The sequence below is a fragment of the Micromonospora sp. NPDC049497 genome (assembly GCF_044465805.1).
Classification (GTDB): Bacteria; Actinomycetota; Actinomycetes; order Mycobacteriales; family Micromonosporaceae; genus Micromonospora.
The window spans coordinates 77,402-103,513 of sequence record NZ_JBITMC010000018.1; the positions used below are offsets into that span (position 1 = coordinate 77,402).

The following is a 26,112-nucleotide window of genomic DNA, read 5'->3' on the forward strand; positions in this document are numbered from 1 at the left end:
AACGTCGCCGAAACCGTGCTCCCCGCACCGGCCAGCGGGTCTGGCACGATCGGAGGCGTGTATCCCGCCAGCTCGCCCGACACCGGCCGTGATCCGTGGCCCGACGGGCCCCGTCCGGCATCGGCCGGCGCCTCGCCCGCTCCGCGTACCGGACCGGGTGAGGAGGACGACGGCGACCGCCGGAGCGGCCCGCGCCGCCGGCGCGACGGCGAGCCGGCCCGTCGCCCGGACGACGCCCCGGACGCCGAGCCGGAGGAGGAGCAACCGCCGCCGGTCGAGGTGCGCCGCCCGCTGGCGCTGGCCGTCGCCGGCTTCGCCGCGCTGCTCGGGCTCGGTCTGGTGCTCGCGGCGCAGACCTCCGGCCCCGGGCACCGCCTGCCCTTCGCGATCGTCGTCCTGGGCGTACAGCTGCTCTTCGTGCTGGCCTGGACGACCGCCCTCCGCCCGCCGGCCATGTGGCTGGTCGCCGGCGTCGCCGGCGTCGCCGCGGTGGTGGCCGACGTGGCCGCCGTGCGGATGGCGGAGGCCCGCCTCACGCCGCTGCTCTCCGTGGCGGCCGCCGCTCTCCTGGTGGCCGTGCTCGGCCAACTGGTCCGCCGGGTGGACCGGGCCCGGGTGACCGACTCGCTGCGCGGGACCGCGCTCATCGTGGTCGGCGTCGTCGCCTTCGCCACCCTGATCCTGCTCAGCCGGATCGTGGCGGGGACCCAGACGATCACCGTCGGCCTGCTGGCCGCCGGGGTGGCGCTCACCGTCGCTCGGTTCACCGACGGGTTCGCGGCCTGGCCGCGACTGGCCCCCCAGGTGCCCCGTGGCGCCTCCGGCGTGGTCGGCGGCGCGATGGTCGGCACGCTGGTCAGTGCCCTGCTCGGCAGCTACCTGGTCGCCCCCTTCACCCCCACGAAGGCCGCGCTCATCGGCCTGGTCGCGGCGGTCGCGGCCGTCCTCGCCGACCTCGCCGCCGGGTACGCCGAGGCGGGCCGGCTGATGGCGGGGGAGCCACCGACGATGTGGGTGGCCCGGCACATGCAGGGGCCGCTCGGCGGGTTCGCCCTCGCCGCACCGGCGGCGTACGTCATGTGCAAGCTGGTGTTCTGACCACGGTTGAGCTTTTCGGAGTTCGGGTACCAACGGTTGCGCCGAGGCGGCGACCGGGTGACAGGAGGCGGCGTGACGCAGGAGTACGCGTACGAGGAGGAGCGGCCGCGGCGGCGCGGGCGCAAGGTGCTCGTCACGCTCGTCGTGCTGCTCCTGATCCTGGTCGGGCTGCTGGTGGTGGCCGACCGGGTGGCGGCCGGGGTGGCCGAGCGGGCCATCGCCGACCAGGTCCGCCAGGAGGTCGCCAAGCAGGGCGCGCAGTCCTCGCCGCCCTCCGTCGACGTGGGCGGCTTCCCGTTCCTCACCCAGGTGCTGAACGGCCGTTACGAGCGCATCTCCATCGGACTGACCGACGTGCAGGGGTCGGTGCAGGGTGACGCCGTCGCGCTGCCGAAGCTCGATGTGGACGCCCGCAACGTGGCCGCGTCGCTGGACACTCTCCGGTCCGGGCAGGGCGACGTGGTCGCCGAGACCGTCAACGGCACCGGCACCATCAGCTACGAGAGCCTGGCGGCGCTCCTCGACCGGGAGGGGCTCACCCTCGGCGAACAGAACGGCCGGCTCGCGGTGACCGCCCCGGTCGACGTCCTCGGGCAGCGGCTCACCGTCAACGGCACCGCCGACGTGACCGTCGGCGAGCAGGGAAAGGTGGCGCTGCGCTTCAAGGACCTCAGCGCCGAGGGGCTGCCCGACGTTCCGCTGGCCCGCACGATCCTCAACAACTACGCGCAGAGCATCTCGATCGACGTACCCCTGCCCGACCTGCCGTTCCAGCTCGCCGTCCGCGAGGTTCGACCGCTGCCCGAGGGTCTCGCGGTGACCGCCGACGCGAAGAACGTGCCGATCAACTCCGCCACCTGACCGAGCGCGCCGCCTCCCGGGCCGGCCACGTCCGACGCGGGAGCCGCGTCCCGGATGCTGGTCGGCCCGGTGGCGTCACGGTCACTGACTGGTAGGCTCCGTGGTCATGGGGACGCTCCTCACCAAACGGCGCGCGGTCGACCTGTGCCGCGTGGCCACCTGCCTGTGTCGCCCCGTCATCTGACGGCGGGGCTGTCCTCGGCTGCCTGATCCGGCAGCGCACTCAGGGTCCACGACCCTTCCGGTGCTCCCCCACCGAACGCCCGACAGCGGCGCCGTCGCACGAACCCGTGATCCGTCCTAGCTCTGGGTCCCGCGTGCGGCAACGACCAATACCGATCTCCGCGCGCTGGCTCACCATCCATCCTCACCAGGGAGTGATCTGATGAGTCGCGACACCGCGCTCGTCTCGGCCGAGTGGGCCGAGAAGAACCTCGACGCCCCGGGCGTCGTCTTCGTCGAGGTCGACGAGGACACCTCCGCCTACGACACCGGCCACATCGCCGGCGCGATCAAGCTCGACTGGAAGACCGACCTGCAGGACCCGGTCCGGCGGGACTTCGTCAACAAGAGCCAGTTCGAGGCGCTGCTCTCCGAGCGGGGGATCAGCAACGACGACACCGTGGTCCTCTACGGCGGCAACAACAACTGGTTTGCCGCGTACGCGTACTGGTACTTCAAGCTCTACGGCCACGGCGACGTCAAGCTGCTCGACGGCGGGCGCAAGAAGTGGGAGCTGGACGCCCGTCCGCTGGTCAAGGACGCGGTGACCCGCCCGGCGACCCGGTACGTCGCGCAGGAGCCGGACACCTCCATCCGCGCCTTCCGGGACGAGGTCGTGGCCGCGATCGGCACCAGGAACCTGGTCGACGTGCGCAGCCCCGACGAGTTCGCGGGCCGCCTGCTCGCCCCCGCCCACCTGCCGCAGGAGCAGGCGCAGCGGGCCGGCCACATTCCGACCGCGATCAGCGTGCCGTGGTCCAGGGCCGCCAACGAGGACGGCACCTTCAAGTCCGACGACGAGCTGCGCCGGATCTACGCCGACGCCGGTCTGGACGACGGCAAGGAGACCATCGCGTACTGCCGGATCGGCGAGCGCTCCTCGCACACCTGGTTCGTGCTCCAGGAGCTGCTCGGTCACCGCAACGTCAAGAACTACGACGGCTCCTGGACCGAGTACGGCTCGCTGGTCGGCGTGCCGGTCGCGCTCGGCGACGAGCCCGGGGAGGCCTGATCATCATGACTGCACCCACCGCCGCCGGATGCGCCGCTCCGGACCAGGCCGCGCCGCTGCCGGCCAGCCTGGATCTGGAGAAGGAGACCGTGATCACGGGTGTCGTCCGCTCCGACGCGGGCGATGCCGTGCCGGGCGCGTACGTCCGACTGCTCGACTCCACCGGTGAGTTCACCGCCGAGGTCGTCACCTCGGCCGCCGGCCAGTTCCGGTTCTTCGCCGCCCCCGGCGCCTGGACGCTGCGGGCGCTGTCCCGCCAGGGCAACGGCGACACCGCCGTCACCGCCGGCCGTGGCATCAACGAGGTCGCGGTCACCGTCGCCTCCTGACCCACGCCCTGATCGGCCCGTGGCCCGCCACCCCTCCCGGAGGTGGCGGGCCGCTGCCACAAGATCCCCGCAACATCGGGGAACCTGCTGCCTCGATCACGCGCGAGGCAGCATTTTCGGGGAAGTCGCGGTCTTGGGGCGGGTGGGCGAAGGGGCGGCGGGCGCGTGACACTATGGCGCGTGTGAGTGGTCTTGCCCCGCCTGGATACGCCCCGTCGACCGGCACCGAGCCGTCCCCGCGCGACCGGCGCCGGACCCGTCGGCTGCTGGTGGCGTCGGTGGTCTGGGCGGTGCTGCTGGCCGCGCTCACCTGGTACTCGGTGCGCACCGACCCGCCGACCGTGCGGGAGCAGCGGAGCCTCTCCGACGCGGGCCCGGTGGTCGACCGGGCGATCGGCGAACTGGCCGGAGCGATCGGCGGAGACTCCGTGCTGGCGCTCACCCCGCCCGAGGTCGAGCGGGGCTGCCGGGTCACGCCGCTGTCCGACGGGGGCATCCTGCTGCGCGGCGTGACGGTGGTCGTACCGGCCGGCGAGGAGCGGACGCTGCTGGAGCGGGTCTCCGGACGGCTCCCGGCGGACTGGCGGGCGGGGGTCCGGGTCACCGCGGAGGGGCCGCGCCTGCGGGCCGACGCCGGTGAGTTCGTCACGGTCGAGGGCGAGGTCGAGCGGGAGGGTCGGGTCCGGTTCACCGCGGACACCGGCTGCCGGCCGCTGGGCGACCCCTACGTCGAGCCCGCGATCGGCGCCGGCTCGGGTCCCGACGTCGACGCGCTCGTCGCGGCCCTGCGCGCCGTCGGCCACCCCGACCAGCCGGTCGGCGACCACGACCGGGCGGCCTGCCCGGACGGCGGCGTCGCCCGGACGGTCCGCGCCGACCCCGTCCCGGCGCCGCCGGCCCTGGGCGCCGCGCTCGCGCCGCTGTCCGGTGGCGTCCCGGTCGTCGACAACCCCGAGGTGTATGCGTACCGCACCGGCCCGGTCAGCGTCATCGCCGACCAGACCGACGGCGAGGTCCGTCTCTCCGCCACCCTCCCCTGCACCCCCTGACCCAGTCACCGGCAGGGGGTCAGTGGCCTCGGGTTCCGTCGTGGGGGCCGCGGCTGCGGCCCAGGGCGTCGACCTGTCCCCACCGGCCCGGGATGTCCAGCAACTCGACCCGCCCCATCCCGTCCGGCACGGCCGGGTCGATGATCAGGTGCTCGCCCTGCGGCTCCAGGCCGAGCATGACCCGCAGCAGCAGCAGCGGCGTCCCCGCCGACCAGGCCTGCGGGCTGCACGCGGTGGGATACTCCACGGGGTAGTCGGTGAGGGTCCGCTCGTAGCCGGCGAAGGCCTCCGGCAGCCGCCCGTCGAAGAACCGGGACGCGGCCAGCATCGCCTCGCAGACCCGGCCGGCCTCCTCCCGGTAGCCGTACCGCCACAGTCCCCAGGCGATGAGCGAGTTGTCGAACGGCCAGACCGTCCCGACGTGGTAGCCGATCGGGTTGTACCGCCCCTGGTCGTCGGCGAGGGTCCGGATGCCCCAGCCGGTGAAGAGGCGGGGGCCGAGCAGGTGCTCGGCCAGGCGTCCGGCGCGGGACTCGTCGACGATGCCGCTCCACAGCAGGTGCCCGATGTTGGAGGTGAGCGCGTCCACGTGCCGGCCGTCGGCGTCCAGGGCGAGCGCGTAGTACTCCCGGTCCGGGATCCAGAAGTCGCGGTTGAAGCGCGCCTTCAACTCCGCGGCCTCCCGCTCCAACTGCTCGGCGTACGCCGGGTCGTTCCAGAACGTCCGGGCCAGCCGGGCGCCCCGGATCTTCGCGTCGTACGCGTAGCCCTGGAGTTCGCAGGTGGCGCGGGGGAAGCCGGGCAGCCGGCCGTCGTGGTACGAGATCGAGTCCCAGGAGTCCTTCCAGCACTGGTTCGCCAGGCCGGTGTCCGGGTTGCGGGTCTGGTACCAGAGGTAGCCGGTGCCGAGCAGGTCGCCGTACGTGTCGATCCAGGCGAGCGCGGCCCGGGTCTGCGTCTCCAGTTGCCGGACCAGCCGGCTGTCACCGGTCCAGCGCTCGTACTCGTCGAGCAGGATCACGAACAGGGGCGTCGAGTCGGCCGACCCGTAGTACGGCGAGTGGGGCTGCTCCTCGAAACCGGCCGTCTCGCCGTACCGCAGCTCGTGGAGGATCTTGCCGGGCTCCTCGTCACGGAAGTCGTCGAGTCGGTGCCCCTGGATTCCGGCCAGCAGGAGGATGGTCGGCGGGATCAGGTCCGGCAGGAAGGGCAGCACCTGCAACGAGGTGATGATGCTGTCCCGTCCGAAGAGGGTCATGAACCACGGCAGTCCGGCGGCCATCAGCCGGACGCCGAGGGTGATCGACTCGTACCGCAGGGCGGCCAGGTCGTTCAGGCTGCGTCGGTACGCCCCGGCCAGCGGCTCACAGTCACAGCCCAGCTTCGGCGCCCGGGCGATCAACTCGTCCTGCTCGGCCTCGATGACGGACGGGCTCCGGCCTCCCCCCAGTGGCAGGCTGGCGCGGAAGTCCTCACCCCGCGCGCCGTACACGACGGTCGCGACGTGCAGCCGCGTGGTCCACTCGCCGTGCGGGGCGACGCGGATCCGGTAGGTGATGCCCGAGACGTCGACCTCCCCCGGCGTGCTCGTGGTGATCACGGTCTCCCGGTGGAAGGCCTCGCGGCGGTACGTGAGCCGTAGCTCGTTCGCGCCCACCGTCGCGATGGTCCGACCGCGTTTGTGGATCTCCTGCTTGACCTCGAAGAGGTCGGCGAAGTCCGCGCCCATCTCCACGCGGACGGTGAACTCCATCTCCTCGCGAGTGTGGTTGAGCACGGTCAGTTCCTCGGCGAAGCTGCCGCCGATCGCGCGGCTCCGGATCACCGAGACCTTGGCGTCCAGGTAGTGGGTCGGCTCGCCGGGCGCCAGGAAGAAGCGGGTGCGGTAGGACGTCGAGTCGTCGACGGACAACGCGTGCAGGCGTTCGCCGTCGATGGTGAGCAGCCAGGTGGAGAGGAACCGGGTGTCGAAGGAGAAGAGACCGGTCGGGAAGTCCAGGGACGGCTCGATGTCGCCACGCCGGTCGCTCACCAGGAAGGTGTTGCCGTCCAGGATGCTGACGAGGTCCTTCACCGCAGCCGCCCGGCCTGTTGGCGGGCGACCTCGCGCGGATCCCTCGTGCCGGGCCGATTCGGGAAGAACAGCCGGAACGCCAGGAACAGCGCGACGTTGCCGCTGAAGGTGCTCTCGTTGCGCAGGACGGCCGCGATCGCCTGAGCCCGCCCGGTCGCCAGGCGCTCGAACAGTTCCTCGGAGTTGTACCAGATCGCGTCGGCCGGCCCCCGGGCCTGGCTCACCTCGACCTCGCCCGGCGCCATCCGGACCAGCCAGTGCGTGGTCTGGTTGTCCTTGGAGAGGTCGATCTGGATGGTCCCGGCGACCGGGCCGCGCAGGACCTGCGGGGCGCGCGCCGGCAGCGATTCGAAGAACCGCTCGATCGCCTCGCTCACATCCGAATCGTAGGCACTCGCCCGAGTTGTCGGGCCCTTATCGGAACTCCACCCGCCCGCCGTCCGGCGGGTGCCCAATCAGTAGACCAGCGCCTGCGCGCCGTCCGCCATGGCCTCCTCGACGAAGACCGCCGCGCCGGCGATGCGGACGCCCGGCAGCACGTCGCCGGGGCCGATGTCCCGGCGGGCGGCGCACTGGGTGCAGGCGGTGACCCGGCCGGTGGTGAGGATCACGTGCAGCAGCTCGGCCAGCGGGGCGGAGTGCGGCAACTCGAACTCCTGGGCGCGGCCGGGCAGGGCGAACCACGTCGACTCGCCGGTCAGCCAGAGCGACACGTCCACCCCGGCGGCGGCCGCGGTGGCGGCGACGGTGAAGGCCTGGGCGCACCGCTCCGGCGCGTCCGCGCCCGCGGTGGCCTTGACGACGAGAGTGCGGGCCATGGCCCCAGCATAGGATGGCCGGGATGGTTACCGAGATCGGGTTCGTCAGCCTGCTGGTCGCCGGCCTGGGCGCGCTCGCCGGGGGCCTGGTCTACGTTGCCGTACGCATATCGAGAGGACGCTGGTGAGCGCGAGGAGTGAGCCGGGTCTGCGAGCCCCGCAGTCGCGACCGAAGGTGGCGTGGTAGCCGGTGAGCGAGAACCCCCTGCAGCCGCCGTGGCTGAACGCACCGCCGGTCGACCCCTACCCCTTCGAGGAGAGCCACGACCTGCGCGTCGGCCCGAAGCTGCACCCGACGCTGGACGCGCTGCTGCCGTACGTGGGTGTGTGGCGGGGCCGGGGCCGGGGCGGTTTCCCTAGCATCGAGGACTTCGACTTCGGGCAGGAGATCCGGATCAGCCACGACGGGCGGCCGTTCCTGTTCTACGAGTCCCGGGCCTGGATCCTGGACGAGCAGAGCCGGCCCGTCCGCCCGGCCGGCCGTGAGGTCGGCTGGTGGCGTCCGGTGCTGGACGGCGACCGCGCGACGGACGAGCTGGAAGCGCTGATGACCACCCCGACCGGGGTGATGGAGCTGCACATCGGCAAGCGCAAGGGCACCCAGATCGAGTTCGTCACCGACGCCGTGGTGCGCACCTCCACCGCGAAGGAGGTCACGGCGGGCCACCGCCTCTTCGGCATCGTCGAGGGCGCCCTGCTGTACGCCCAGGACATGGCCGCCCTCGGCCACGGCCTCACGCCGCACCTCTCCGCGCGCCTCATCCGGGTCGGCGGCTGACCCCGTCCGTCACCGTCAGGGCAGGGGGAAGGCCACCAGGCGCTGAAGGTCCGGGGTGCGCGCGCAGCGGGGCAGATCGGTGCCGTCGAGCGTGCGCACCTCGACCAGCCCCCGGACCGACGAGGTGAACCACACCCCGTCGGCGTGGTGCAGGTCCGCCGGTGTCGCCATGCACTCGTCCGCGCGCAGGCCGACGCGGTCGGCGTGGGCGAGCAGCCAGGCCGCGGTGGTGCCCGGCAGGATCCCGGTGCCGCCCGCCGGGACCGTACGGAGCGTGTCGCCGGCCAGCCAGACGACGTTCGCGCTCGGCCCCTCCAGCGCGTACCCGTCGGAGGAGACCCAGAGCACGTCGTCCACCCCGGTCCGCGACGCCCAGCGCCGGGCGGCCGTGCTCACCGCGTACGACGTCGACTTGATGCCGGCCGGCAACCAGTCCAGTTCGGTACGGGCGGCGGCCGGCACGCCGAGCGGCAGGGTGGCCAGGGTGATCCCGTCCCGGCGCGCGGCCCGGGCCGACGCCGGCACCTCGGCCAGCGTGGCGTAGACGGTCGGCTCCCCGCCTCCCTCCGGGCCCCGGGTGCACACCAGCCGCAGCGCGCCCTCCACTGCGGCGGGCCACCCGGCCGCGACCTCGTCCAGCACCCCGGCGAGGGCCTCGACGGGCGGCAGGGGCAGGTCCACGGCCTTCGCCGCGCGGGCCATCCGGTCCAGGTGCTCGTCGCGGAGCCACGGCTGCCCCGCCCGCAGGTGCATGGTCTCGAAGAGCCCGTCACCGCGCAGCACGCCCAGGTCGTCGCCCCGCAGCACCGGCTCGCCCGCCGGCACCGGCCCTCGTCCGAGCACCGCGATCCTCGACGCCACCATGACCGCTGAGCCTAGCGGCGGAGCGGTCACGGTCGGGAGTCGTGCGCGCGGCGAACTATGATCGGACGGTGTCCGAATCCTCCCTCGCGGAAATGCTCCGCGCCCGTGGGCTGCGGCTGACGGCGCAGCGGCAGCTGGTCCTCCAGGCGGTGCTGGACCTGGGGCACGCCACCCCGGAGCAGGTGCACACGGCGGTCCGCGAAGTGGCCGCGGGCGTCAACATCACCACCATCTACCGCACGCTGGAGCTGCTGGAACGGCTCGGCCTGGTCACCCACACCCACCTCTCGCACGGTTCGCCGACCTACCACGCGGCGGGCGAGGACCAGCACGTCCACCTGGTCTGCCGGGACTGCGGGGCGGTCGACGAGATCGACCCCGAGCTGCTGCGCCCCCTGGCCGACCAGCTGGTGCGGCAGCGGGGGTTCCGGGTGGACATCGGCCACGTCTCGCTCTTCGGTGTCTGCGGTCGCTGCGAGAACGGGGAACCGACATGATCGACATTGCGGGCGCGGTGGCCGTCGAGAGCATCGACGAGGCCAGCCGCGACCAGCCCGAGCCGGCGCACGTCGCGGCCGGCGTCCGGGGGGTGGCCGCCCACTACGGCGACCCGCTCCGTGAGCAGCGCACCCTGGACACGTCGGTCGGTCTGGTCGACCGGTCGCACCGGGGCGTCATCGCGGTGCCGGGCGAGGAGCGGACCGGCTGGCTGCACACCCTCACCACGCAGCACCTGGCGCAGCTCGGCGCGGGGCAGGGCACCGAGCTGCTGGTGCTGTCGCCGCACGGGCACGTCGAGCAGCACGCCATGGTCGCCGAGGACGGTGTCACCACCTGGCTGGACACCGAGCCCGGCGCCACCGCCGGCCTGCTGTCGTACCTGGAGAAGATGCGGTTCTTCAGCAAGGTCGAGCCCCGGGACGTCACGCCCGAGCACGCGCTGCTCTCGCTGGTCGGGCCGGACGCGCCGGACGCGCTGGCCACCCTCGGCGTGACCGGCCTGGCGGCACCCGACGTGGTCGCGGTGCCGGGCCCGAAGTTCCCCACCGGCTCCGTGCCGCCGCGGCCGACCGCGTTGTACGACGTCCGCCCGCTGCCGTCCGGCGGGTGGGCCCGCCGGGGTCCGCTCGGCGTGGACCTGCTGGTGCCCCGGGCCACCATGGAGCAGGTCGTCGCCGAGATGCGTGGCGCGGGGGTGCCGGTCGCCGGGCTGTGGGCGTACGAGGCGGTGCGGGTGGCTGCCCGTCAGCCCCGGGTCGGGGTGGACACCGACCATCGGACCATCCCGGCCGAGGTGGACCTGATCGCTCCGGCCGTCCACCTGGAGAAGGGTTGTTACCGGGGTCAGGAGACGGTGGCCCGGGTGCACAACATGGGCCGGCCGCCGCGTCGGCTCGTACTCCTGCACCTGGACGGGGTGACCACCGACCAGCCGCCGGCCGCCGGCACGCCGGTGACGCTCGACGGCCGGGCGGTCGGCTTCGTCGGCACCGCCGTGCAGCACCACGAGCTGGGTCAGATCGCCCTCGCGGTGGTCAAGCGCAACGTCCCCGGCGACGCCCGCCTCCGCATCGGCGACACCGCCGCCGCCATCGACGCGTGAAGGAAGGGCCCCTTCTTAACGCCTGCGGTAGAGGAAGGGTCCCTTCTTAACGCCCCTCACGCCGGAAGGCTTCCTGTCGACCGGGGCTGAGTGGGCCGTCTAGGATCCGGGCATGACGACAGGGACGTTGATCACGGTTGCCCCCACCGGTGCGGAGTCCGCGAAGGCGGAGGTGCCGGCGCTGCCGGTGACCCTCGACGAGCTGCTGCTGACCGCCAAGGAGTGCGAGGCGCTCGGCGCCGCCGTGATCCACGTCCACATTCGGGACGACGAGGCGAGGCCGACCCTCGACCAGGGTCGGCTGCGGGAGACCGTGGGGGCGTTGCGGGAGAGCACCGACCTGATCGTGCAGCTCTCCTCCGGCGGCGCGGTGACCGACCCGGAGGCCGCCCGGCTCGCGGTGCTCGACGCCGGCCCGGACATGGCCTCCTGCACGATGGGCACGGTCAACTTCGGCGACGACGTCTTCCTCAACCGCTGGGAGTTCATCGTCGACCTGCACACCAGGATGCAGGAGCGCGGGATCGTGCCGGAGTACGAGATCTTCGACCTCGGTCACCTGGCCGCCCTCCAGCGGCTGCTCGGCAAGTACGGCCTGCCGGCCGGCGGCCACGTGCACGTCGACTTCGTGATGGGCGTGCCGGGTGGCATGCCGGGCACCGCCGCCACCCTGGTCGCCGCCCACCAGATGCTGCGCGACCTGCCGGAGGGCACCACGTTCTCCGCGACCGGCGTCGGCCGCAGCACGATTCCCGTCCTGCTCGCCTCGCTGGCCACCGGCGGGCACCTGCGGGTCGGCATGGAGGACACCGTGACGTACGCCAAGGGGCGGCCGGTCGAGTCCAACATGCAGCTCGTGGCCCGGGCGGTCGGGTTCGCGCAGCTCGCCCAGCGCCCTCCGCTCACCACCGCCGAGGCGCGTGAGCTGCTCGGCCTGGCCGCCGCCCGGCGGTAAGCGGTCCCGCGCCGGGCACTCCTGTACGCCCGAACCTCCCGGACCTGGTCACCCGCCTGCCGGCGGTGATCAGCGGGCGGTACCGTCCACCTCGTGGGAAAGACGTACGAGGGCGGCGCGCCGCTCGCCGAGGTGGTCCGGTCCGGCTTCGTGGAGGGTGTGCACCGGGGATCGGTGGTGGTGCTCGACGCGACGGGCGCCCTGCTGACCGGTGCCGGGGACGTGACGTCGCCGATCTTCCCGCGTTCGTCGAACAAGCCGATGCAGGCGGTCGCGATGCTGCGCGCCGGGCTGCCGCTGACCGACCCGGCCGACGTGGCGCTGGTCTCGGCCAGCCACGCCGGGGAGGAGTTCCACCTCGCCCGGGTCGGTGCGCTGCTGGCCCGCGCCGGGCTGGACTCCTCGGCGCTGCACTGCCCGCCGGACCTGCCCGTCGGCGAGGAGGCCCGGGAGGCGGTGCTGCGCGCGGGCGGCGGCCCCACCCGTACGCAGATGAACTGCTCCGGCAAGCACAGCGGAATGCTGCTGACCTGCCGGGCCGCCGGCTGGCCGCTGGACGGCTACTGGCGGCCCGAGCACCCGTTGCAGCAGCGCCTGCTCCAGGCGGTGGAGGAGTTCACCGGTGAGTCGGTGGCGGCGACCGGTGTGGACGGTTGCGGCGCCCCGGTGCTCGCGGTGTCGCTGACCGGGCTCGCCGGGGCGTACCTGCGCCTGGTCGGGGCGGAGCCCGGCTCGGAGGCGCGGACCGTGGCCGACGCGATGCGTGCCCATCCGGAGATCGTCGGCGGTACGCGGGCCGACGACACCCGTCTGATGCGCGGTGTCCCGGGTCTGCTCGCCAAGGTGGGGGCGGAGGGGGTCATCGCCGCGGCGGTGCCCGGCGTGGGCGCGGTGGCCCTCAAGATCGACGACGGCGCGGCCCGCGCCCGGATGCCGGTGCTGGTGTCCGGGCTGCGCCGGCTCGGCGTCACGGCGCCGGTCCTGGAGGAGTTCGCCGAGGTCCCCCTCTTCGGCGGCGGCCTCCCCGTAGGAGCCGTCCGCCCCCTCTGGTAACCCCAGCCCCCACCCCCGCCCCACCCCCCGCCCCCGCCCCACCCCCGCCCCGCGATCTTGCACTTTCGGCCGCCCTGATGCGCGCTTTGCCCCGCTCTGCCCGGGCACAAAGTGCAAGATCGCGCGAGTTGGAGGGAGCGCGGGGTTAGGGGAGGAAGGGCAGGAGGGCCTTGGTTACCGGGGTGGGGTGTTCCAGGGGGAGCAGGTGGCCTGCGTCGGGCACGTCCGGCAGGCGGGTCGCGTTCGGCGCCTCGGCGGCGATCCGGTCGGCGAGGCGGCTCACGTCGGGCAGGTCGGCCGCCCCGGCGGTGACCAGGACGGGCATCCCGAGCTCGTCGAGGCGGCCGATGGCCGGCGGGTCGAGTTCGGCGACGTCCACGGCGCTCAGCGCCTGCTCGGCGACGAGGGCCCGCCGATCCATCGCGAACGCGAAGGCGGTCAGGTCCGGGTCGACGTCCTGCGGATCGCGGCCGGGGCCGACCACCCAGAACCGCACCTCGGCGGCGGCGGTCGCGTCCAGGTCCTCCTGGTCGATCTCGCCGATCAGGGTGTCCCAGAGGTCGTTGGCCTCCTCGGACCACCGGTTGCCGGAGACCGCGGCGCCGAACAGCGCGAGGGCGGTGACCCGGTCGGGATACGCCAGGGCGGTGTCGATCGCGACCGCCCCGCCGAAGGAGCAGCCGACCAGGGCGGCGCGCTCGATGCCGAGCGCGTCGAGCAGCCCGACCACGTCGTCGTGGTGCGCGAACGGTGCGGGTGGCAGGTCCGACTCGCCGTAGCCGCGCAGGTCGGGGACGACGACCCGGTGCCGGGCGGCGAGGGCGGACACCTGGCCCCGCCACATCCGCCGGTCGGCGATGCCGGCGTGCAGCAGCACCACCGGCGTTCCGGAGCCGGCCTCGTCGTACCCGAGCGTCGCCCCGTTGACTTCGATCTTGGCCATGACCAGGACGGTACGCAGCCGGGCGATGGGCGCGCAAACGGCATCTGAGACGTTGCTAACTCTGGCAAGCATTCTGCTTGCAGGAGCTAGCAGAGCCGGTTAGCGTCGAGGCATGGCCACAGGCAAGGACCTTCCCGACGTCGGCGCGTTCATCCGCGACCTGCGCCGCAACGCGAAGATCTCGCTCCGACAGCTCGCCGACCAGGCGGGGGTCAGCAACCCGTACCTCAGCCAGATCGAGCGCGGCCTGCGCAAGCCGAGCGCAGAGGTGCTCCAGCAGCTCGCCAGCGCCCTTCGGGTCTCCACCCCGGCGATGTACCTGCGGGCCGGGCTGCTCGACGACAAGGAGGGTCACGGCGTGCTCGCCGCGATCGCCGTCGACCCCGAGCTGACCATGGCCCAGAGGCAGTCGCTGACCCAGATCTACGAGACGTTCCGCCGGGAGAACGCCCGCCTCGCCGAGGCGACGGCCGCCGCCGGTGACACGACAGCGGCCACCACCGGACAGCCGGAGTCCACTCAGCCGGAGTCCATGCCGGGCGCACCGACGACCCCGACCGGTGCGGCGACGACGGAGTCGCCGGACCTGGCCAACCTTGCCGCCACCGGCCCCACCACGCCGGAGGGCACCCCCACCGAGGCGGTCATCGAGTCGGTCGCCGTCACCGAGGCCGGCCCCGCCCCCGCTCCCACCCCCGCCAAGAAGGCCGCCGACGCGGCCGAGGAGGAGAAGTCATGACCCAGCCGAAGACCAACCGCATCCCGGCCCCGCTCTACGCCGCCGCCGGCGCCGGCGAGCTGGCGTACCAGCAGCTGCGCAAGCTTCCCGCCGTGGTGACCGACCTGGGCAACCGGGTCGTCGCCGACGGCACCCGCGTCGTCGCCGACCTCGGCGGCAAGGCCGTGGTGACCGGCGTCGAGCTGCGCCAGAAGGCCGACGACACGCTGCGCACCGCCACCCTCACCGCCGGCACGCTGCGCGAGAAGGCCGTCCCGGCCGACCTCGCGAAGCTGCGCGAGGCCGCCGACCTGAAGCGCCTGCGCGAGACCGCCGACCTCGACAAGCTCCGCGAGGTCGCCGACCTGGACAAGCTCCGCGAGCTGGCGACCCGCAACGCCGCCGTGGTCGTCGCCGGCGCCCAGGTGGCGCAGGAGCGGGCGCTCGCCGCGTACGCCGCCCTGGTTGCCCGGGGTGAGCGCTTCGTCGGCGCCGGCGTCCTGGAGGCCGCCGACACGGTGAACGCCGACATCGAGGCCACCGAGGCCGACACGGTCACCCCCGCGCCGGCCGCGACCGCCGCGCCGACCGCGACCGCCACGCCGGCCGCGACCGCCACCGCCACCGCCGCGCCGGCCGCCGAGGCCGCCGTGAAGCCGGCCGAGGTCGAGGTTCCCACCCCGGCCGACGTGGCCGAGGTCGTGGAGGCCAAGCCGGCCGCCGTCAAGAAGCAGCGGGCCGTCAAGGCCGCCGCCAAGCCCGCCGCGACCCCGTCGGCGAAGCTGCCCCGGGCCACGAAGCGGACCCGGCCGGCCGCCGAGTAACACCCGCCGCATCGCGACCCCGGAGCCGTCCTGTCGGACGACTCCGGGGTCGTCGGCATAAGCTTGCCGGCATGGCCATCGCCGCGCCAATCTTCGCCTTCGCCATCCGCGACGTGATCGAGACGATCCTGCTCGCCTTCGTGCTGATCGTCCTGGCGGTCTCCCTCGTGCACGCCATCGCTCAGCGCTCCGACGGCTTCCCCGCGATCGGCACCCTCCCCAAGGGCGGCTGGATCGCGATCCTGGCGGTCTGCCTGCTGCTGACCCTGCTGACGCGCAGCTCACTCAGCATCTTCGGACTGATCGGCATCGCCGCCGGGCTCATCTACCTGCTCGATGTCCGGGTGGGCCTGCGCGAACTCCGGGACGGCCGGGGATCCTCCTGGTGAGGGGTTTCCGTTGGCCGCCGCCACCGGACGGTGGGCCCCGCACCTGGGGACCGGGGCCCGGTGGACCACGCACCGGCCGGCCCGCCCTGCCGGAGCCGGAGACCGAGCTGGTCGCGACGCCGCACGGCGTACACCTGGAACAGCTCGTCACCGGCACGGGTGACCCGGTCACCGTCTTCGCGCACGGCCTGGGCAACGGCATCGCGACCACCCGGCCCTTCGGCAGCGGGGTCGCCGGACGGAAGGTCTTCTTCCAGTTCCGGGGGCACGGCCGTTCCGACGCGCCGCCCGGCCCGTGGACCTATCTGGACCTCGCCCGCGACCTGCGCGCGGTCGCCGATCTGGGCGGCGCCACCCGGGCCTTCGGGGCGAGCCTCGGTGCGGGGGCGCTCTGCCGGCTGTTGCTGGAGAGCCCCGGGCGCTTCGAGCGGCTGGTCTTCTTCCTGCCGGCGGTGCTGGACCGGCCGCGCGGGGAGGTGGCCCGGGAGCGGTTGACCGCCCTGCTGGACGCCGTCGACAGCGGGGACGCGTCGGTCGTCGCCGAGGTCGTCCAGGTGGAACTGCCGACGGCGGTGCGTAACACCCCGGCCGGCTGGGCGTACCTGCGGCAGCGCCTCGACCAGTTGCTGCGCGACGGCCTCGCACAGGAGCTGGCCACCCTCCCCGATTCGGTGCCGGTCCCCGACGCGAAGGCGCTGGCCGCCGTCACCGCGCCCGCCCTGGTGATCGGCTGTGTCGGCGACGACCTCCACCCGGTCGAGGTCGCGGAGCAGCTCACGGCCGCGCTTCCGCACGCCACGCTGCACGTGTACGACCGGCCAGGCGTCCTCTGGACGGAACGCGCCGATCTGCGCAATCGCATTTCGACCTTTCTCGACGGGTAGCGGGTCGGCGTCCGCGGCGTGCACTTGAAGGTTGCCAGAAGGTGAACGAGGATCCTCGATAGGTAGGCCCCCGGCCTCGACGGCGGGAGCCACGCGACAAAGGAGTCCTCATGCCTGATCTCAACCGGCGTACCCTGCTGCGCGGCGCCGCCGCCGCAGCCGGTGGCGCCGTCCTCGGTGGCCCGTTCCTCGGCTTCGTGGCGCGGGGCGAGGCCGGCGCGGTCGGCCCGCGACCGGTACCCGACCCGACTCTGGGGCCGGTGCCGGACCTGCGCGACGGCACGGTCCGACTGCACCTGCCGGAGGGCTTCCAGTACCGGTCGTTCCACGACACCGAGTTCCCGGTGGTGCTCGACGACGGCACGCGGCTGCCCGGCCGGCACGACGGCATGGGTGCCTTCCGCGGCCCCGGCGGCACCGTCCGGCTGGTCCGCAACCACGAGGTGAACAACCCCGGCCCCGCCTTCGGCGACGCCTCCGCCGCGTACGACCCGATGGCGCAGGGCGGCACCACCACCGTCGAGGTGACCCGGTTCGGCGAGGTCCGTCGCTCCTGGACCAGCCTGAACGGCACCATGATGAACTGCTCCGGCGGGCAGATGCCCTGGGGCAGCTGGATCACCTGCGAGGAGACGGTCAACGGGCCGGACGTCGGCCCGGACTTCACCGGCACCTCCAACGTGCCGCTCACCCAGCCGCACGGCTTCATCTACGAGGTCCCGGTGGACGGGCAGTCGGACGGGGCGCCCATCACCGCCGCCGGCCGCTTCGCACACGAGTCGGTGGCGTACGACCCGCGCGGCGGGCACCTGTACCTCACCGAGGACAACTTCGGCTTCCCGTCCGGCTTCTACCGGTACACCCCGCCGCGGCACCCGAGGTCGTGCGGCCGGCTGCTGGACGGCGGTCGGCTCCAGATGCTCGCGGTCCGGGGCCGGCCCAACCTGGACCTGGCCGCGGCGCAGCGGCGGCGCGCGACGTACGCGGTGGAGTGGGTGGACATCGACGACCCGGCGCCCCGGTTCCCGTACACCCCGGGTCAGGTCGCGCCGACGACGAACGAGCAGGCGTTGACCCACGTCTCCCGGCAGGGCTGGGAGCGCGGCGCCGCGTACTTCTCCCGGCTCGAAGGCTCGGCGTACGACGACGGCGTCGTCTACTTCACCGCGACCCAGGGCGGTGGCCCGGCGGAGACGTCGACCGGCCCGATCGCCGACGGGTACGGCAACGGGCACGGCCAGGTGTGGGCGTACCACTGCCGGCAGCAGGTGCTGCGGTTGGTGTACGAGTCGCCGGGGCCGGACGTGTTGGACCTCCCGGACAACGTGACGACCAGCCCGCGGGGCACGCTCGTGGTCTGCGAGGACAACGTGAACGACAACTACCTGCGCGGGCTCACCCCTCGCGGCGACCTGTTCGACATCGCGCTGAACCGGCTCGTCAGCAGCACCGGGGTGGACCGGTCCAACGACGAGTTCGCCGGCTCCACGTTCAGCCCGGACGGGCACACCCTGTTCGTCAACATCCAGGCGAGCCGCGGCATGACGTTCGCGATCTGGGGTGACTGGCGGCGGATCGGGGTCTGAGCGCGACCGACACCACCACGAGCGTCACCCGCCCCCGGCCGGGCCGGCGTCAGCCGCGCGGCCCGGCCGGGAGGTGGGCGGCACGGACGTCGAGCAGCCAGCGCTCCACCGTGGCCTCGTCCGGGCGGTCCGGCAGCGGCGTACGGATCTCGTCGAAGTCGCGTTCCGCCTCGGCCAGCAGGGTCCGTGCCGCATCCAGATCCCCGCCGGCCACCCGTTCCCCGAACCCCCGGAACCACTCCGGGTCGGCGAGGCGGATCTCCAGCACGCCCGTGGCGTAGAGGTGCCGGCCCTGGTGCACCAGCCGGGCCAGGTGCCGGGCGTGCTTCGCGGTCCGCCGTCGCACGTCGGAGGAGAACGTCCCGTCGCCCCGGGACTCCAGCTTGCGGAACTGCCGCGACGCGTACCCGAGGAAGGCGTCGCGCACCCGTGGCGCGGACAGGAACGCCGACCGGATCGCGACGAGCCGGTCGCCGAACTCCGTCCGCGTCTCGTAGCAGTCGTCCGGCAGCCACATCAGCTCGGTCGCGGTCGGGTTGCCGCTCAACGCCAGGCGCGCGTACTTCCCGGCCTCGTGCAGGGTGACGTCCGGGTCGGTGGTGACGACGGACTCCTTCGGTGGGTGCAGGCCGTGGAACGCGACGGTGGGCGCGGCGAACACGCCGATCCGGTCGACGTCCGAACCCGGACCGGCCAGCCCGTACGCGACCGAGCCGACGATCCCGGTGAGCAGCAGGTGCATGCCGGCGAGCATGACGCACGACACCCGTTCACGAAACCGGACTTCGGATGTCAGGTTTTCCTGTCAGGGTCGATGCCATGACGACGACACCGCTGACAGGAAAGGTCGCACTGGTCGCCGGGGCGACGCGGGGCGCTGGCCGGCAGATCGCGGTCCAGCTCGGGGCGGCCGGCGCGACGGTCTACGCCACCGGGCGCAGCAGCCGCGCCGGCCGGTCGGAGATGGACCGGCCGGAGACCATCGAGGAGACCGCCGAGCTGGTCACCGCCGCCGGTGGCACCGGCATCGCGGTCCGCGTCGACCACCTGGTCGCCGACCAGGTACGCGACCTGGTCGCCCGGATCGACGCGGAGCAGGGTCGGCTCGACGTGCTGGTCAACGACATCTGGGGCGGCGACCCGTTGATCACCTGGGAGAAGCCGGTCTGGGAGCAGCCCCTCGACGCCGGGTTCCGCACCCTGCGGCTGGCGATCGACACGCACATCATCACCAGCCACTTCGCGCTGCCGCTGCTCATCCGCCGCCCCGGCGGCCTGGTCGTCGAGATCGGCGACGGCACGAAGGCGTACAACGACGAGAACTACCGGCTGTCGGTCTTCTACGACCTGGCCAAGGTGTCGGTGAACCGCCTCGCCTTCAGCTGGGCCCACGAGCTGAAGCCGCACGGGTGTACCGCCGTCGCGCTCACCCCGGGCTGGATCCGGTCCGAGTCGATGCTGGAGCACTTCGGGGTCACCGAGGAGAACTGGCGTGACGGCGCGGCGAAGGACCCACACTTCCTGATCTCGGAGACCCCGGCCTTCGTCGGGCGCGCGGTCGCCGCCCTCGCCGCCGACGAGGAGAAGGCGCGCTGGTCCGGACGGTCGGTGTCGGCCGGCGAGCTGTCCCAGGTGTACGGGTTCACCGACGTCGACGGCAGCCGGCCGGACGCCTTCCGCTACATCAGCGAGGTGGTCGACGCCGGCAAGCCGGCCGACGTCACCGGCTACCGCTGAGTGTGCAAGGAAGGGCCCCCGCTTAACGCCTCAGGTAGAGGAAGGGTCCCTTCCTAACACCGGCGCCGCGTAGAGCGCCGCCGTGCGGGACGCCGCCTCCGCCAGCCGCGACCGAAGCTCGGGCGGGTCGAGCACCTCGGCCTCCGGGCCCAGCCCGAGCACCTGCGCGTACGCCACCTCGACCGACTCGACGGGCAGGCGGACGGTCGTCCACCCCTGCCCGTCCGGTCCGTCGGCGGTGGCGAGCGCCTCGTCGTACACAAAGGGAGCGTCGGCGACGAAGCGGAGCCGGCGCAGGCCGGCGGCGCTCAGCCGGAGGGTGACCCACGCCCGGAGCATGTCCCGCAGGAACGCCTCGGCCTGCTCGCGCCAGTACGTGGCCAGGTCGAACCCCTCGTCCCGGGTGAAGGTCGCGTCGCCCACCTCGACCCCGGTGACCCGGTCCACCCGGTAGGTGCGCACGTCGTCGCCGACACGCCCGACCAGGTACCAGACACCGTTCTTGAGCACCAGGCCGTACGGGCACAGCTCGCGGGTGACCTCCCGCTCGCCGCGCCGGTAGCGCAGCCGCACCGCCCGGTCCCGCCAGACCGCGCCGGCCAGCTCGGTCAACCACGGCGGCGGCCTGGACTCCCGGAACCACCCCGGCACGTCGAGGTGGAAGCGTTGCCCGGTGCGTACCGGTGCGTCGCGCAGCGCGGGTGGGAGCGCCGCGAGGACCTTCAGCTCGGCCGAGGCGACCGCCTCGGCGAGTCCCATGTCGCCGGCCGGACCGGGCAGTCCGGCGAGGAAGAGCGCCTCCGCCTCGTCCCGGCTCAGCCCGGTCAGGCGGGTCCGGTAGCCGCCCAGCAGCCGGTAGCCGCCGGCCCGTCCACGGTCGGCGTAGACCGGCACGCCGGCGGCGGAGAGCGCCAGCACGTCCCGGTAGACCGTCCGCTCGGACACCTCCAGTTCCCGTGCCAGTTCGGCGGCGGTCATCGTCTCCCGCGCCTGGAGCAGAAGCACCAGGGAGATCAACCGCGCTGCCCGCATCCCCCCATTGTGTAAGGAAGGGCCCCCGCTTAACGCCTGCGGTAGAGGAAGGGCCCCTTCTTAACACTGCAGCGCGGCCGGGCCCACGCGGCACTAGGCTCTGCGCTCGTGAACGCACCCAGCCGCATCGCCGCGCCCGTGACCGGCGCCGCCGGCCGGTTCCTCTCCGGCGTCGGGCTGCTCCTGCGCGGCCTCGGCCTCTACGTCCGCAGCCCTGGCCTGATGCTCCTCGGCGTGCTGCCGGCGCTGATCTCCGGCGCGCTCTTCGTGACCGCGTTCGTCCTCCTCGCGTACGTCGTGGACGACCTGGCGGCGCTCGTCACACCGTTCGCGGACGACTGGTCGACCACCGCGCGGAGTCTGGTCCGGGTCATCGCGGGCCTGGCCTTCCTCGGGCTCGGCGGCCTGCTCGCGGTCGTCGGCTTCACGGCGGTCACCCTGGTGATCGGCGACCCGTTCTACGAGAAGATCTCCGAGCGGGTCGAGGAGCGTCTCGGCGGTACGCCCGGTGGGGTCGAACTCTCCTTCTGGCCCTCCCTGCGGCGCAGTGCGGTGGACTCGCTGAAGCTGGTCGGCCTGTCGGTGCTGGTCGGCATCCCGCTCTTCGTCGCCGGATTCGTGCCGGTGGTCGGGCAGACCGTCGTACCGGTCATCGGTGCGGCGGTCGGTGGCTGGCTGCTCGCCCTGGAGCTGACCGGCGCGGCCTTCTCCCGGCGCGGACGGCGGCTGCCGGACCGGCGGGCCGCCCTGCGCGCCGACCGTCCGACGGCGCTCGGGTTCGGCGTCGCCGTGTTCGTCTGCTTCCTGATCCCGCTCGGCGCGGTGCTGCTCATGCCCGCCGCCGTCGCCGGGGCGACCCTGCTCGCCCGCCGGTCGCTCGGCCTGTCCATCGAGGAGCGGTGACATGGAGATCGTGCTTGCCCAGGGCGACATCACCAGCCAACGGGTGGACGTGATCGTGAACGCCGCCAACTCGTCCCTGCTGGGCGGCGGGGGAGTGGACGGCGCGATCCACCGCAGGGGCGGGCCGGCGATCCTGGCCGAGTGCCGTGCCCTGCGCGCCTCGACGTACGGGCGGGGCCTGCCCACCGGGCAGGCGGTGGCGACCACGGCCGGCGACCTGCCGGCGCGGTGGGTGGTGCACACGGTCGGGCCGGTGTACTCGGCCGGCGAGGACCGCTCGGCGCTGCTACGCGACTGCTACGCGAACAGCCTGCGGGTCGCCGACGAACTGGGTGCGACGACGGTGGCATTCCCGCTGGTCTCCGCCGGGATCTACGGCTGGCCGGTCGAGGACGCCGTCCGGCGGGCGCTGTCGGTGCTGCGGGCCGCCGAACCGGCGCACGTCACCGAGGCCCGGCTCGTCCTTCTCGGCGCCGACACGTACGCGGTCGCCCAGCGGGTGTACGCGGGCTGACGCCGCGCGGTCAGGGCAGCTCGCGTAGGCAGGACCACTGGGACGCAACCGGTCGGTAGCCGAGCCGGGCGTTGACCGCCAGCATCGGCGCGTTCGCCTCGTCGTTCGAGGTGTACGCGACCCGGATGCCCCGGGCGGCGGCCCGGTGCAGGCTGGTCTGCTTCGCCAGCAGGGCCAGCCCCCGCCCCCGGTGCTCCGGCAGGGTGCCGGTGTAGTCCGACCACATCCGGTCACCGTCCCGCTTGACCAGGCTGAACGACACCAGCTCGCCGTCCACCTCCACCGCTGTGCTGGCCTCCCGGTCGAGCCCCAGGTTCTCCCAGACGTCCCACACCCAGTTCTCGTAGGTGACCCTCTCGAACGGGACGTCGTTCGGTTCATCGGTCGCGGCGGCGGCCTCCAGCCGGTGCACCCGGCGCGGGTCCAGTCCGGCCAGCGGGTGCACGAGGACACCGGACGGCGGTTCCGGCGCGGGCGGAGCGGGCCGCAGGTTCAGCGCCGAGTAGCGCACCTCCCGGCTCGGTGTGAAACCGTTGCGGCGGGCGAACGGCAGCGAGTCCGGCTGCGCCCAGGTGCGGATCCGGCGTACGCCCAGTGCCGTGACATGGTCGAGCGCCCGCGTCGTCAGAGCCTGCCCCAGGCCCCGCCGCCGGTGGTCGGGGTGTACGTGCGGAAGCGCGATCTCCCCGACGTCCGGCTCCGTGGTGTGGATGTTGCGGAAGGCGGACACCCAGCCCACCACCTGCCCGTCCACCTCGGCCACGTACGCCGTCCAGTCCTCGCCCGGTGGCGGTTCGGCGATCATCTGTCGGGTCGAGGCGACCCCGCGTACCAGGTAGGGGTGGACCACCGCGCGCAGCTCCACCACGCCGGGCGCGTCGTCGGGAGTGGCTGTGCGGATCATGCGGCGACGGCCACGGCGGCGATCGCCTCGACCTCGACGAGCTGGTCGGGGTAGCCGAGCACGGCCACCCCGAGCAGGGTGCTCGGCGGGTCGTGGTCGCCGAACGCGTCGCGGACCACCTGCCAGACGGCGACCAGGTCGGCGCGCTGTGACGAGGCCACGTACACGGTGGTCCTGACGACGTCGGTGAGTGTCGCGCCGGCCGCGCCCAGCGCGGTCTCCAGGTTGGCCATCACCTGCCGGGCCTGCGCGACGGGGTCGCCCGGAGCGACGGTCGCGCCGTCGGCGTCGAGCGGGCAGGCCCCGGCGGTGAGGACGAGGCGGGCGGACGGCTCGACCGAGGCGACGTACGCGTATTCGGCGTCGGCGAGGGCGGGGACGTGCAAAAGATGGGACACGGGCCGACGCTAGCGCCCGCGGCGGGGAGCGCTCGACCGATTTCCGGTGTTAAGAAGGGGCCCTTCCTCTACCGGAGGCGTTAACAAGGTGCCCTTCCTTACACCCCTTCCTTACACCCCTTCCTTGCGCCTCACGCCGAGTCGCGGAGCACCAGCTCCGTCGGGAGGACCACGGACGGCTCGATGGTCTCGCCCGCGGCGAGCCGCAGCAGCTGCCGGGTGCCCTGCCGGCCGAGTTCCAGTATCGGCTGACGGACCGTGGTCAGCGGCGGGTCGGTGTACGCGGCGGTCTCGATGTCGTCGAAGCCGATCACCGCCACGTCGTCCGGCACCCGCCGGCCCGCCTCCCGCAGGGCCCGCAGCGCGGCGTGCGCCATCAGGTCGGAGGCGGCGAACACCGCGTCCAGGTCGGGGTGCCGGGACAGCAGGTGGCGCATCGCCGCCCAGCCGGACTCCCGGGTGAAGTCGCCGACCGCGACCATCTCGGGCAGGCCGGCCGCGGCCACCGCCTCCCGGTAGCCGGCCAGCCGCTCCACCCCGGCGACCATGTCCTGCGGCCCGGCGATCGTCGCGATCCGCCGGCGTCCCCCGGCGACCAGGTGGCGCACGGCCGCGGTCACCCCGCCCACGTGGTCGACGTCGACGTACGGGACCGGCACGTCGCCGAGCATCCGGCCGCTGCACACCACCGGGATGCCCAGCCGGGCGAGCCGGCCGGGCAGCGGGTCGGCGCCGTGCAGGGAGGCGAACAGCACGCCGTCGACGTGCCGTCCGGTGGTGAAGCGCTCCACGCGGTCGTGCCCGGCCTGCGAACCGGCGAGCATCAGCACGAGCTGCTTGTCGGCCGCCTCCAACTCCTGCGCCGCGCCCCGGATGATCCCCGGGAAGACCTGGTCGTCGGAGAACACCCGGGTCGCCTCCTCGGGGAGGACCAGGGCGATGGAGTCGGTCCGCTGGGTGACCAGGCTGCGGGCGGCCAGGTTCGGCACGTACCCCAGCTCGGCGACCGCCCGGCGGACCGCCTCCTGGATCGGCTCGGCGACCGTGGTCGACCCGTTCACCACCCGGGACACCGTCGCGCGGGAGACCCCGGCGCGCCGGGCCACCGCCTCCAGGGTCGGCCGCTGCGCCGTCGTCATCGCTGGCATCACCACCTCGTCACAGCCCGTTCCGGGAGATCACCTCCTGGTACCACCGGGCACTGGACTTGAGTGTGCGCCGCTGGGTCAGGTAGTCCACGTGGACGATCCCGAACCGCTTCCGGTAACCCTCGGCCCACTCGAAGTTGTCCAGCAACGACCATACGAGATAGCCGCGCAGATCCACGCCCCGGGCGATGGCCTCGTGCGCCGCCCGCAGGTGTCCGTCGAGGTACGCGATGCGGTCGGTGTCCTGCACCTCGCCGGCCGGATCCGACCCCGCCTTGTCCGGAAACGCCGCGCCGTTCTCGGTGACCAGCAGCGGCACGCCCGGGTAGTCGGTCGCGATCCGCTCCAGCAGCCGGGTCAGCCCGGCCGGCTCGATCATCCAGCCCATGTCGGTGAGCGGGCCGGTCGGCGGCAGGAAGTCCACCGCGCCGTCGGTGCCCGGGTACGCGCCGCCGCCCCCGGCGCCGTCGGGCCGGCCGGCGACGTAGGTGGGCTGGTAGAAGTTCACGCCGAGCAGGTCGATCGGGGTGGCGATCAGCTTCTCGTCGCCGTCTTGGACGAACGTCGCGGGATCCACGAACCGGGCGACGTGCTCCAGCACGTCCTCCGGGTAGGCGGCGCGCAGCAGCGGGTCGAGGAAGATCCGGTTCTGGAGGCCGTCGACGAGGCGTACCGCGGCGGCGTCGGCGGCGCTGTCCGGGTCCGCCGCGCGAACGTCGGCGGGGTTGAGGGTGATCCCCACGGTCTCCGCGCCCGCCGCGCGCAGCGCGCGGGCCGCCAGGCCGTGCCCGAGCAGCAGATGGTGTACGGCGGTGAAGGCCGCACCCGCGTCCCGCCGGCCGGGGGCGTGCACCCCGTTGCCGTACCCGAGGTAGGCCGAGCACCACGGCTCGTTGAGCGTGGTCCACGTGTCCACCCGATCGCCGAGCCGGGCGTGCACCGCCGTCGCGTACGTGGCGAAGTGCTCCGCGGTCTCCCGCGCCGTCCAGCCGCCCCGGTCCTCCAGGGCCTGCGGCAGGTCCCAGTGGTAGAGGGTGACGATCGGGTCGATGCCCCGGCTGAGCAGCGTGTCCACCAGCCGGTCGTAGAAGTCCAGGCCGCGCGGGTTGACCGGGCCGGTGCCGTCGGGCTGGATCCGGGGCCAGGCGACCGAGAAGCGGTACGTGTGCAGCCCCAGCTCCGCCATCAGCGCCACGTCGTCGGCGTACCGGTGGTAGTGGTCGCAGGCGACGTCGCCGGTGTGGCCCTGGTGGACCTTGCCCGGCGTACGGCTGAAGGTGTCCCAGATCGACGGGCCGCGGCCGTCGTCGCGGGCCGCGCCCTCGATCTGGTACGCGGCGGTGGCGGCGCCCCAGCGGAAGTTCTCGGGAAATCGAAGCTCGTTCACGGTGTCTTCTTCCGTTCGCGACTGCGGGG

The 26,112-nt window shown here is 73.4% G+C and carries 31 protein-coding genes; 20 read left to right on the plus strand and 11 right to left on the minus strand.

Features of this window, described 5'->3' with window-relative positions; all coding sequences use genetic code 11:
- Positions 1-57: 57 nt before the first annotated feature.
- The 6 genes from ACIBR0_RS22690 (at position 58) to ACIBR0_RS22715 (ending at position 4,571) form a co-directional block, all read left to right on the plus strand.
- Positions 58-1,098 carry a hypothetical protein gene (locus tag ACIBR0_RS22690; protein ID WP_396718743.1) on the plus strand — a complete coding sequence of 347 codons (1,041 nt, stop codon included), beginning with the start codon at positions 58-60 and terminating at the stop codon, positions 1,096-1,098.
- A 72-nt stretch (positions 1,099-1,170) separates the two neighbouring features.
- Complete coding sequence (locus ACIBR0_RS22695) at positions 1,171-1,959, plus strand: DUF2993 domain-containing protein (RefSeq protein WP_396718745.1); 789 nt, start codon at positions 1,171-1,173, stop codon at positions 1,957-1,959.
- 106 nt (positions 1,960-2,065) lie between these two features.
- A complete protein-coding gene (locus ACIBR0_RS22700; protein WP_311202345.1) occupies positions 2,066-2,143 on the plus strand; it encodes an Ms5788A family Cys-rich leader peptide in 78 nt (25 codons plus the stop codon).
- Between the two features lie 201 nt (positions 2,144-2,344).
- Positions 2,345-3,193 carry a sulfurtransferase gene (locus tag ACIBR0_RS22705; RefSeq protein ID WP_396718748.1) on the plus strand — a complete coding sequence of 283 codons (849 nt, stop codon included), beginning with the start codon at positions 2,345-2,347 and terminating at the stop codon, positions 3,191-3,193.
- Between the two features lie 5 nt (positions 3,194-3,198).
- Positions 3,199-3,522, plus strand: a complete 324-nt coding sequence (locus ACIBR0_RS22710) for a DUF1416 domain-containing protein (RefSeq protein ID WP_357039430.1) — start codon at positions 3,199-3,201, stop codon at positions 3,520-3,522.
- 182 nt (positions 3,523-3,704) lie between these two features.
- Positions 3,705-4,571: a hypothetical protein gene (locus tag ACIBR0_RS22715; protein ID WP_396718751.1), complete on the plus strand. Its 867-nt coding sequence runs from the start codon at positions 3,705-3,707 to the stop codon at positions 4,569-4,571.
- 19 nt (positions 4,572-4,590) lie between these two features.
- Here ACIBR0_RS22715 and ACIBR0_RS22720 read toward each other — a convergent pair whose 3' ends face one another.
- The 3 genes from ACIBR0_RS22720 to ACIBR0_RS22730 all read right to left on the minus strand — a co-directional run bounded on the left by ACIBR0_RS22720 (position 4,591) and on the right by ACIBR0_RS22730 (position 7,463).
- Positions 4,591-6,645, minus strand: a complete 2,055-nt coding sequence (locus ACIBR0_RS22720) for a glycogen debranching N-terminal domain-containing protein (protein ID WP_396718753.1) — start codon at positions 6,643-6,645, stop codon at positions 4,591-4,593.
- Complete coding sequence (locus ACIBR0_RS22725) at positions 6,642-7,022, minus strand: SCP2 sterol-binding domain-containing protein (protein ID WP_396718756.1); 381 nt, start codon at positions 7,020-7,022, stop codon at positions 6,642-6,644. The genes ACIBR0_RS22720 and ACIBR0_RS22725 overlap by 4 nt, the downstream gene beginning before the upstream one ends.
- Before the next feature lie 78 nt (positions 7,023-7,100).
- A complete protein-coding gene (locus ACIBR0_RS22730; protein ID WP_357036017.1) occupies positions 7,101-7,463 on the minus strand; it encodes a DsrE family protein in 363 nt (120 codons plus the stop codon).
- A gap of 23 nt (positions 7,464-7,486) precedes the next feature.
- Here ACIBR0_RS22730 and mtfM point away from each other — a divergent pair, with 23 nt between their 5' ends.
- Positions 7,487-7,591, plus strand: coding sequence for a small membrane protein MtfM (gene mtfM / locus ACIBR0_RS22735; RefSeq protein ID WP_043966460.1), 105 nt, complete (start codon positions 7,487-7,489; stop codon positions 7,589-7,591).
- 62 nt (positions 7,592-7,653) lie between these two features.
- Positions 7,654-8,241 (plus strand): FABP family protein, encoded by a 588-nt coding sequence (locus ACIBR0_RS22740; protein ID WP_396718760.1) that lies wholly within the window; start codon positions 7,654-7,656, stop codon positions 8,239-8,241.
- Positions 8,242-8,256: 15 nt separating this feature from the next.
- Here the strand turns inward: ACIBR0_RS22740 and ACIBR0_RS22745 are convergent, their stop codons facing one another.
- A complete protein-coding gene (locus ACIBR0_RS22745; RefSeq protein WP_396718763.1) occupies positions 8,257-9,105 on the minus strand; it encodes an aminotransferase class IV in 849 nt (282 codons plus the stop codon).
- Between the two features lie 68 nt (positions 9,106-9,173).
- On the opposite strand from ACIBR0_RS22745, the gene ACIBR0_RS22750 reads away from it, so the two are divergent.
- From ACIBR0_RS22750 to ACIBR0_RS22765, 4 genes are all read left to right on the plus strand, one after another.
- Positions 9,174-9,602 carry a Fur family transcriptional regulator gene (locus ACIBR0_RS22750; RefSeq protein WP_396718765.1) on the plus strand — a complete coding sequence of 143 codons (429 nt, stop codon included), beginning with the start codon at positions 9,174-9,176 and terminating at the stop codon, positions 9,600-9,602.
- Positions 9,599-10,708, plus strand: a complete 1,110-nt coding sequence (locus tag ACIBR0_RS22755; RefSeq protein WP_396718767.1) for a YgfZ/GcvT domain-containing protein — start codon at positions 9,599-9,601, stop codon at positions 10,706-10,708. The genes ACIBR0_RS22750 and ACIBR0_RS22755 overlap by 4 nt, the downstream gene beginning before the upstream one ends.
- Positions 10,709-10,820: 112 nt before the next feature.
- Entirely contained in the window at positions 10,821-11,663 is an 843-nt protein-coding gene (locus ACIBR0_RS22760; RefSeq protein ID WP_357036001.1) for a 3-keto-5-aminohexanoate cleavage protein, read from the plus strand.
- A 93-nt stretch (positions 11,664-11,756) separates the two neighbouring features.
- Positions 11,757-12,716, plus strand: coding sequence for an asparaginase (locus ACIBR0_RS22765; protein WP_396718770.1), 960 nt, complete (start codon positions 11,757-11,759; stop codon positions 12,714-12,716).
- A 145-nt stretch (positions 12,717-12,861) separates the two neighbouring features.
- On the opposite strand, the gene ACIBR0_RS22770 is transcribed toward ACIBR0_RS22765, so the two are convergent.
- The gene (locus tag ACIBR0_RS22770) at positions 12,862-13,659 is read right to left on the minus strand and encodes an alpha/beta fold hydrolase (protein ID WP_396718772.1); all 798 of its coding nucleotides are present in this window, start codon (positions 13,657-13,659) and stop codon (positions 12,862-12,864) included.
- Positions 13,660-13,771: 112 nt separating this feature from the next.
- Between ACIBR0_RS22770 and ACIBR0_RS22775 the strand changes: the two genes are divergently transcribed.
- The 5 genes from ACIBR0_RS22775 (at position 13,772) to ACIBR0_RS22795 (ending at position 18,060) form a co-directional block, all read left to right on the plus strand.
- Positions 13,772-14,398, plus strand: a complete 627-nt coding sequence (locus ACIBR0_RS22775) for a helix-turn-helix domain-containing protein (RefSeq protein WP_396718775.1) — start codon at positions 13,772-13,774, stop codon at positions 14,396-14,398.
- The gene (locus ACIBR0_RS22780) at positions 14,395-15,201 is read left to right on the plus strand and encodes a hypothetical protein (RefSeq protein ID WP_396718777.1); all 807 of its coding nucleotides are present in this window, start codon (positions 14,395-14,397) and stop codon (positions 15,199-15,201) included. The genes ACIBR0_RS22775 and ACIBR0_RS22780 overlap by 4 nt, the downstream gene beginning before the upstream one ends.
- A gap of 71 nt (positions 15,202-15,272) precedes the next feature.
- A complete protein-coding gene (locus ACIBR0_RS22785) occupies positions 15,273-15,590 on the plus strand; it encodes a DUF2516 family protein (RefSeq protein ID WP_357030486.1) in 318 nt (105 codons plus the stop codon).
- A complete protein-coding gene (locus ACIBR0_RS22790) occupies positions 15,587-16,474 on the plus strand; it encodes an alpha/beta fold hydrolase (RefSeq protein WP_396718780.1) in 888 nt (295 codons plus the stop codon). The genes ACIBR0_RS22785 and ACIBR0_RS22790 overlap by 4 nt, the downstream gene beginning before the upstream one ends.
- Before the next feature lie 110 nt (positions 16,475-16,584).
- Positions 16,585-18,060 carry a PhoX family protein gene (locus ACIBR0_RS22795; RefSeq protein WP_396718782.1) on the plus strand — a complete coding sequence of 492 codons (1,476 nt, stop codon included), beginning with the start codon at positions 16,585-16,587 and terminating at the stop codon, positions 18,058-18,060.
- A gap of 49 nt (positions 18,061-18,109) precedes the next feature.
- Here the strand turns inward: ACIBR0_RS22795 and ACIBR0_RS22800 are convergent, their stop codons facing one another.
- On the minus strand, positions 18,110-18,802 hold the full coding sequence (locus ACIBR0_RS22800) for a DNA polymerase beta superfamily protein (RefSeq protein ID WP_396718850.1): 693 nt from the start codon (positions 18,800-18,802) through the stop codon (positions 18,110-18,112).
- Positions 18,803-18,879: 77 nt separating this feature from the next.
- On the opposite strand from ACIBR0_RS22800, the gene ACIBR0_RS22805 reads away from it, so the two are divergent.
- Positions 18,880-19,797, plus strand: a complete 918-nt coding sequence (locus tag ACIBR0_RS22805; protein WP_357030480.1) for an SDR family oxidoreductase — start codon at positions 18,880-18,882, stop codon at positions 19,795-19,797.
- A gap of 30 nt (positions 19,798-19,827) precedes the next feature.
- On the opposite strand, the gene ACIBR0_RS22810 is transcribed toward ACIBR0_RS22805, so the two are convergent.
- Entirely contained in the window at positions 19,828-20,829 is a 1,002-nt protein-coding gene (locus ACIBR0_RS22810; protein WP_396718784.1) for a helix-turn-helix transcriptional regulator, read from the minus strand.
- A gap of 108 nt (positions 20,830-20,937) precedes the next feature.
- On the opposite strand from ACIBR0_RS22810, the gene ACIBR0_RS22815 reads away from it, so the two are divergent.
- Together ACIBR0_RS22815 and ACIBR0_RS22820 are read left to right on the plus strand one after the other, a co-directional pair.
- The gene (locus tag ACIBR0_RS22815; protein WP_357030476.1) at positions 20,938-21,732 is read left to right on the plus strand and encodes an EI24 domain-containing protein; all 795 of its coding nucleotides are present in this window, start codon (positions 20,938-20,940) and stop codon (positions 21,730-21,732) included.
- 1 nt (position 21,733) lies between these two features.
- Positions 21,734-22,246, plus strand: coding sequence for an O-acetyl-ADP-ribose deacetylase (locus ACIBR0_RS22820; protein WP_396718787.1), 513 nt, complete (start codon positions 21,734-21,736; stop codon positions 22,244-22,246).
- A gap of 10 nt (positions 22,247-22,256) precedes the next feature.
- On the opposite strand, the gene ACIBR0_RS22825 is transcribed toward ACIBR0_RS22820, so the two are convergent.
- From ACIBR0_RS22825 to ACIBR0_RS22840, 4 genes are all read right to left on the minus strand, one after another.
- Entirely contained in the window at positions 22,257-23,150 is an 894-nt protein-coding gene (locus ACIBR0_RS22825; protein WP_396718789.1) for a GNAT family N-acetyltransferase, read from the minus strand.
- Complete coding sequence (locus ACIBR0_RS22830; RefSeq protein WP_396718791.1) at positions 23,147-23,548, minus strand: RidA family protein; 402 nt, start codon at positions 23,546-23,548, stop codon at positions 23,147-23,149. The genes ACIBR0_RS22825 and ACIBR0_RS22830 overlap by 4 nt, the downstream gene beginning before the upstream one ends.
- Positions 23,549-23,679: 131 nt before the next feature.
- Positions 23,680-24,687, minus strand: a complete 1,008-nt coding sequence (locus ACIBR0_RS22835) for a LacI family DNA-binding transcriptional regulator (protein ID WP_396718852.1) — start codon at positions 24,685-24,687, stop codon at positions 23,680-23,682.
- Positions 24,688-24,706: 19 nt separating this feature from the next.
- A complete protein-coding gene (locus ACIBR0_RS22840) occupies positions 24,707-26,083 on the minus strand; it encodes a GH1 family beta-glucosidase (RefSeq protein ID WP_396718793.1) in 1,377 nt (458 codons plus the stop codon).
- Positions 26,084-26,112 lie beyond the last annotated feature (29 nt).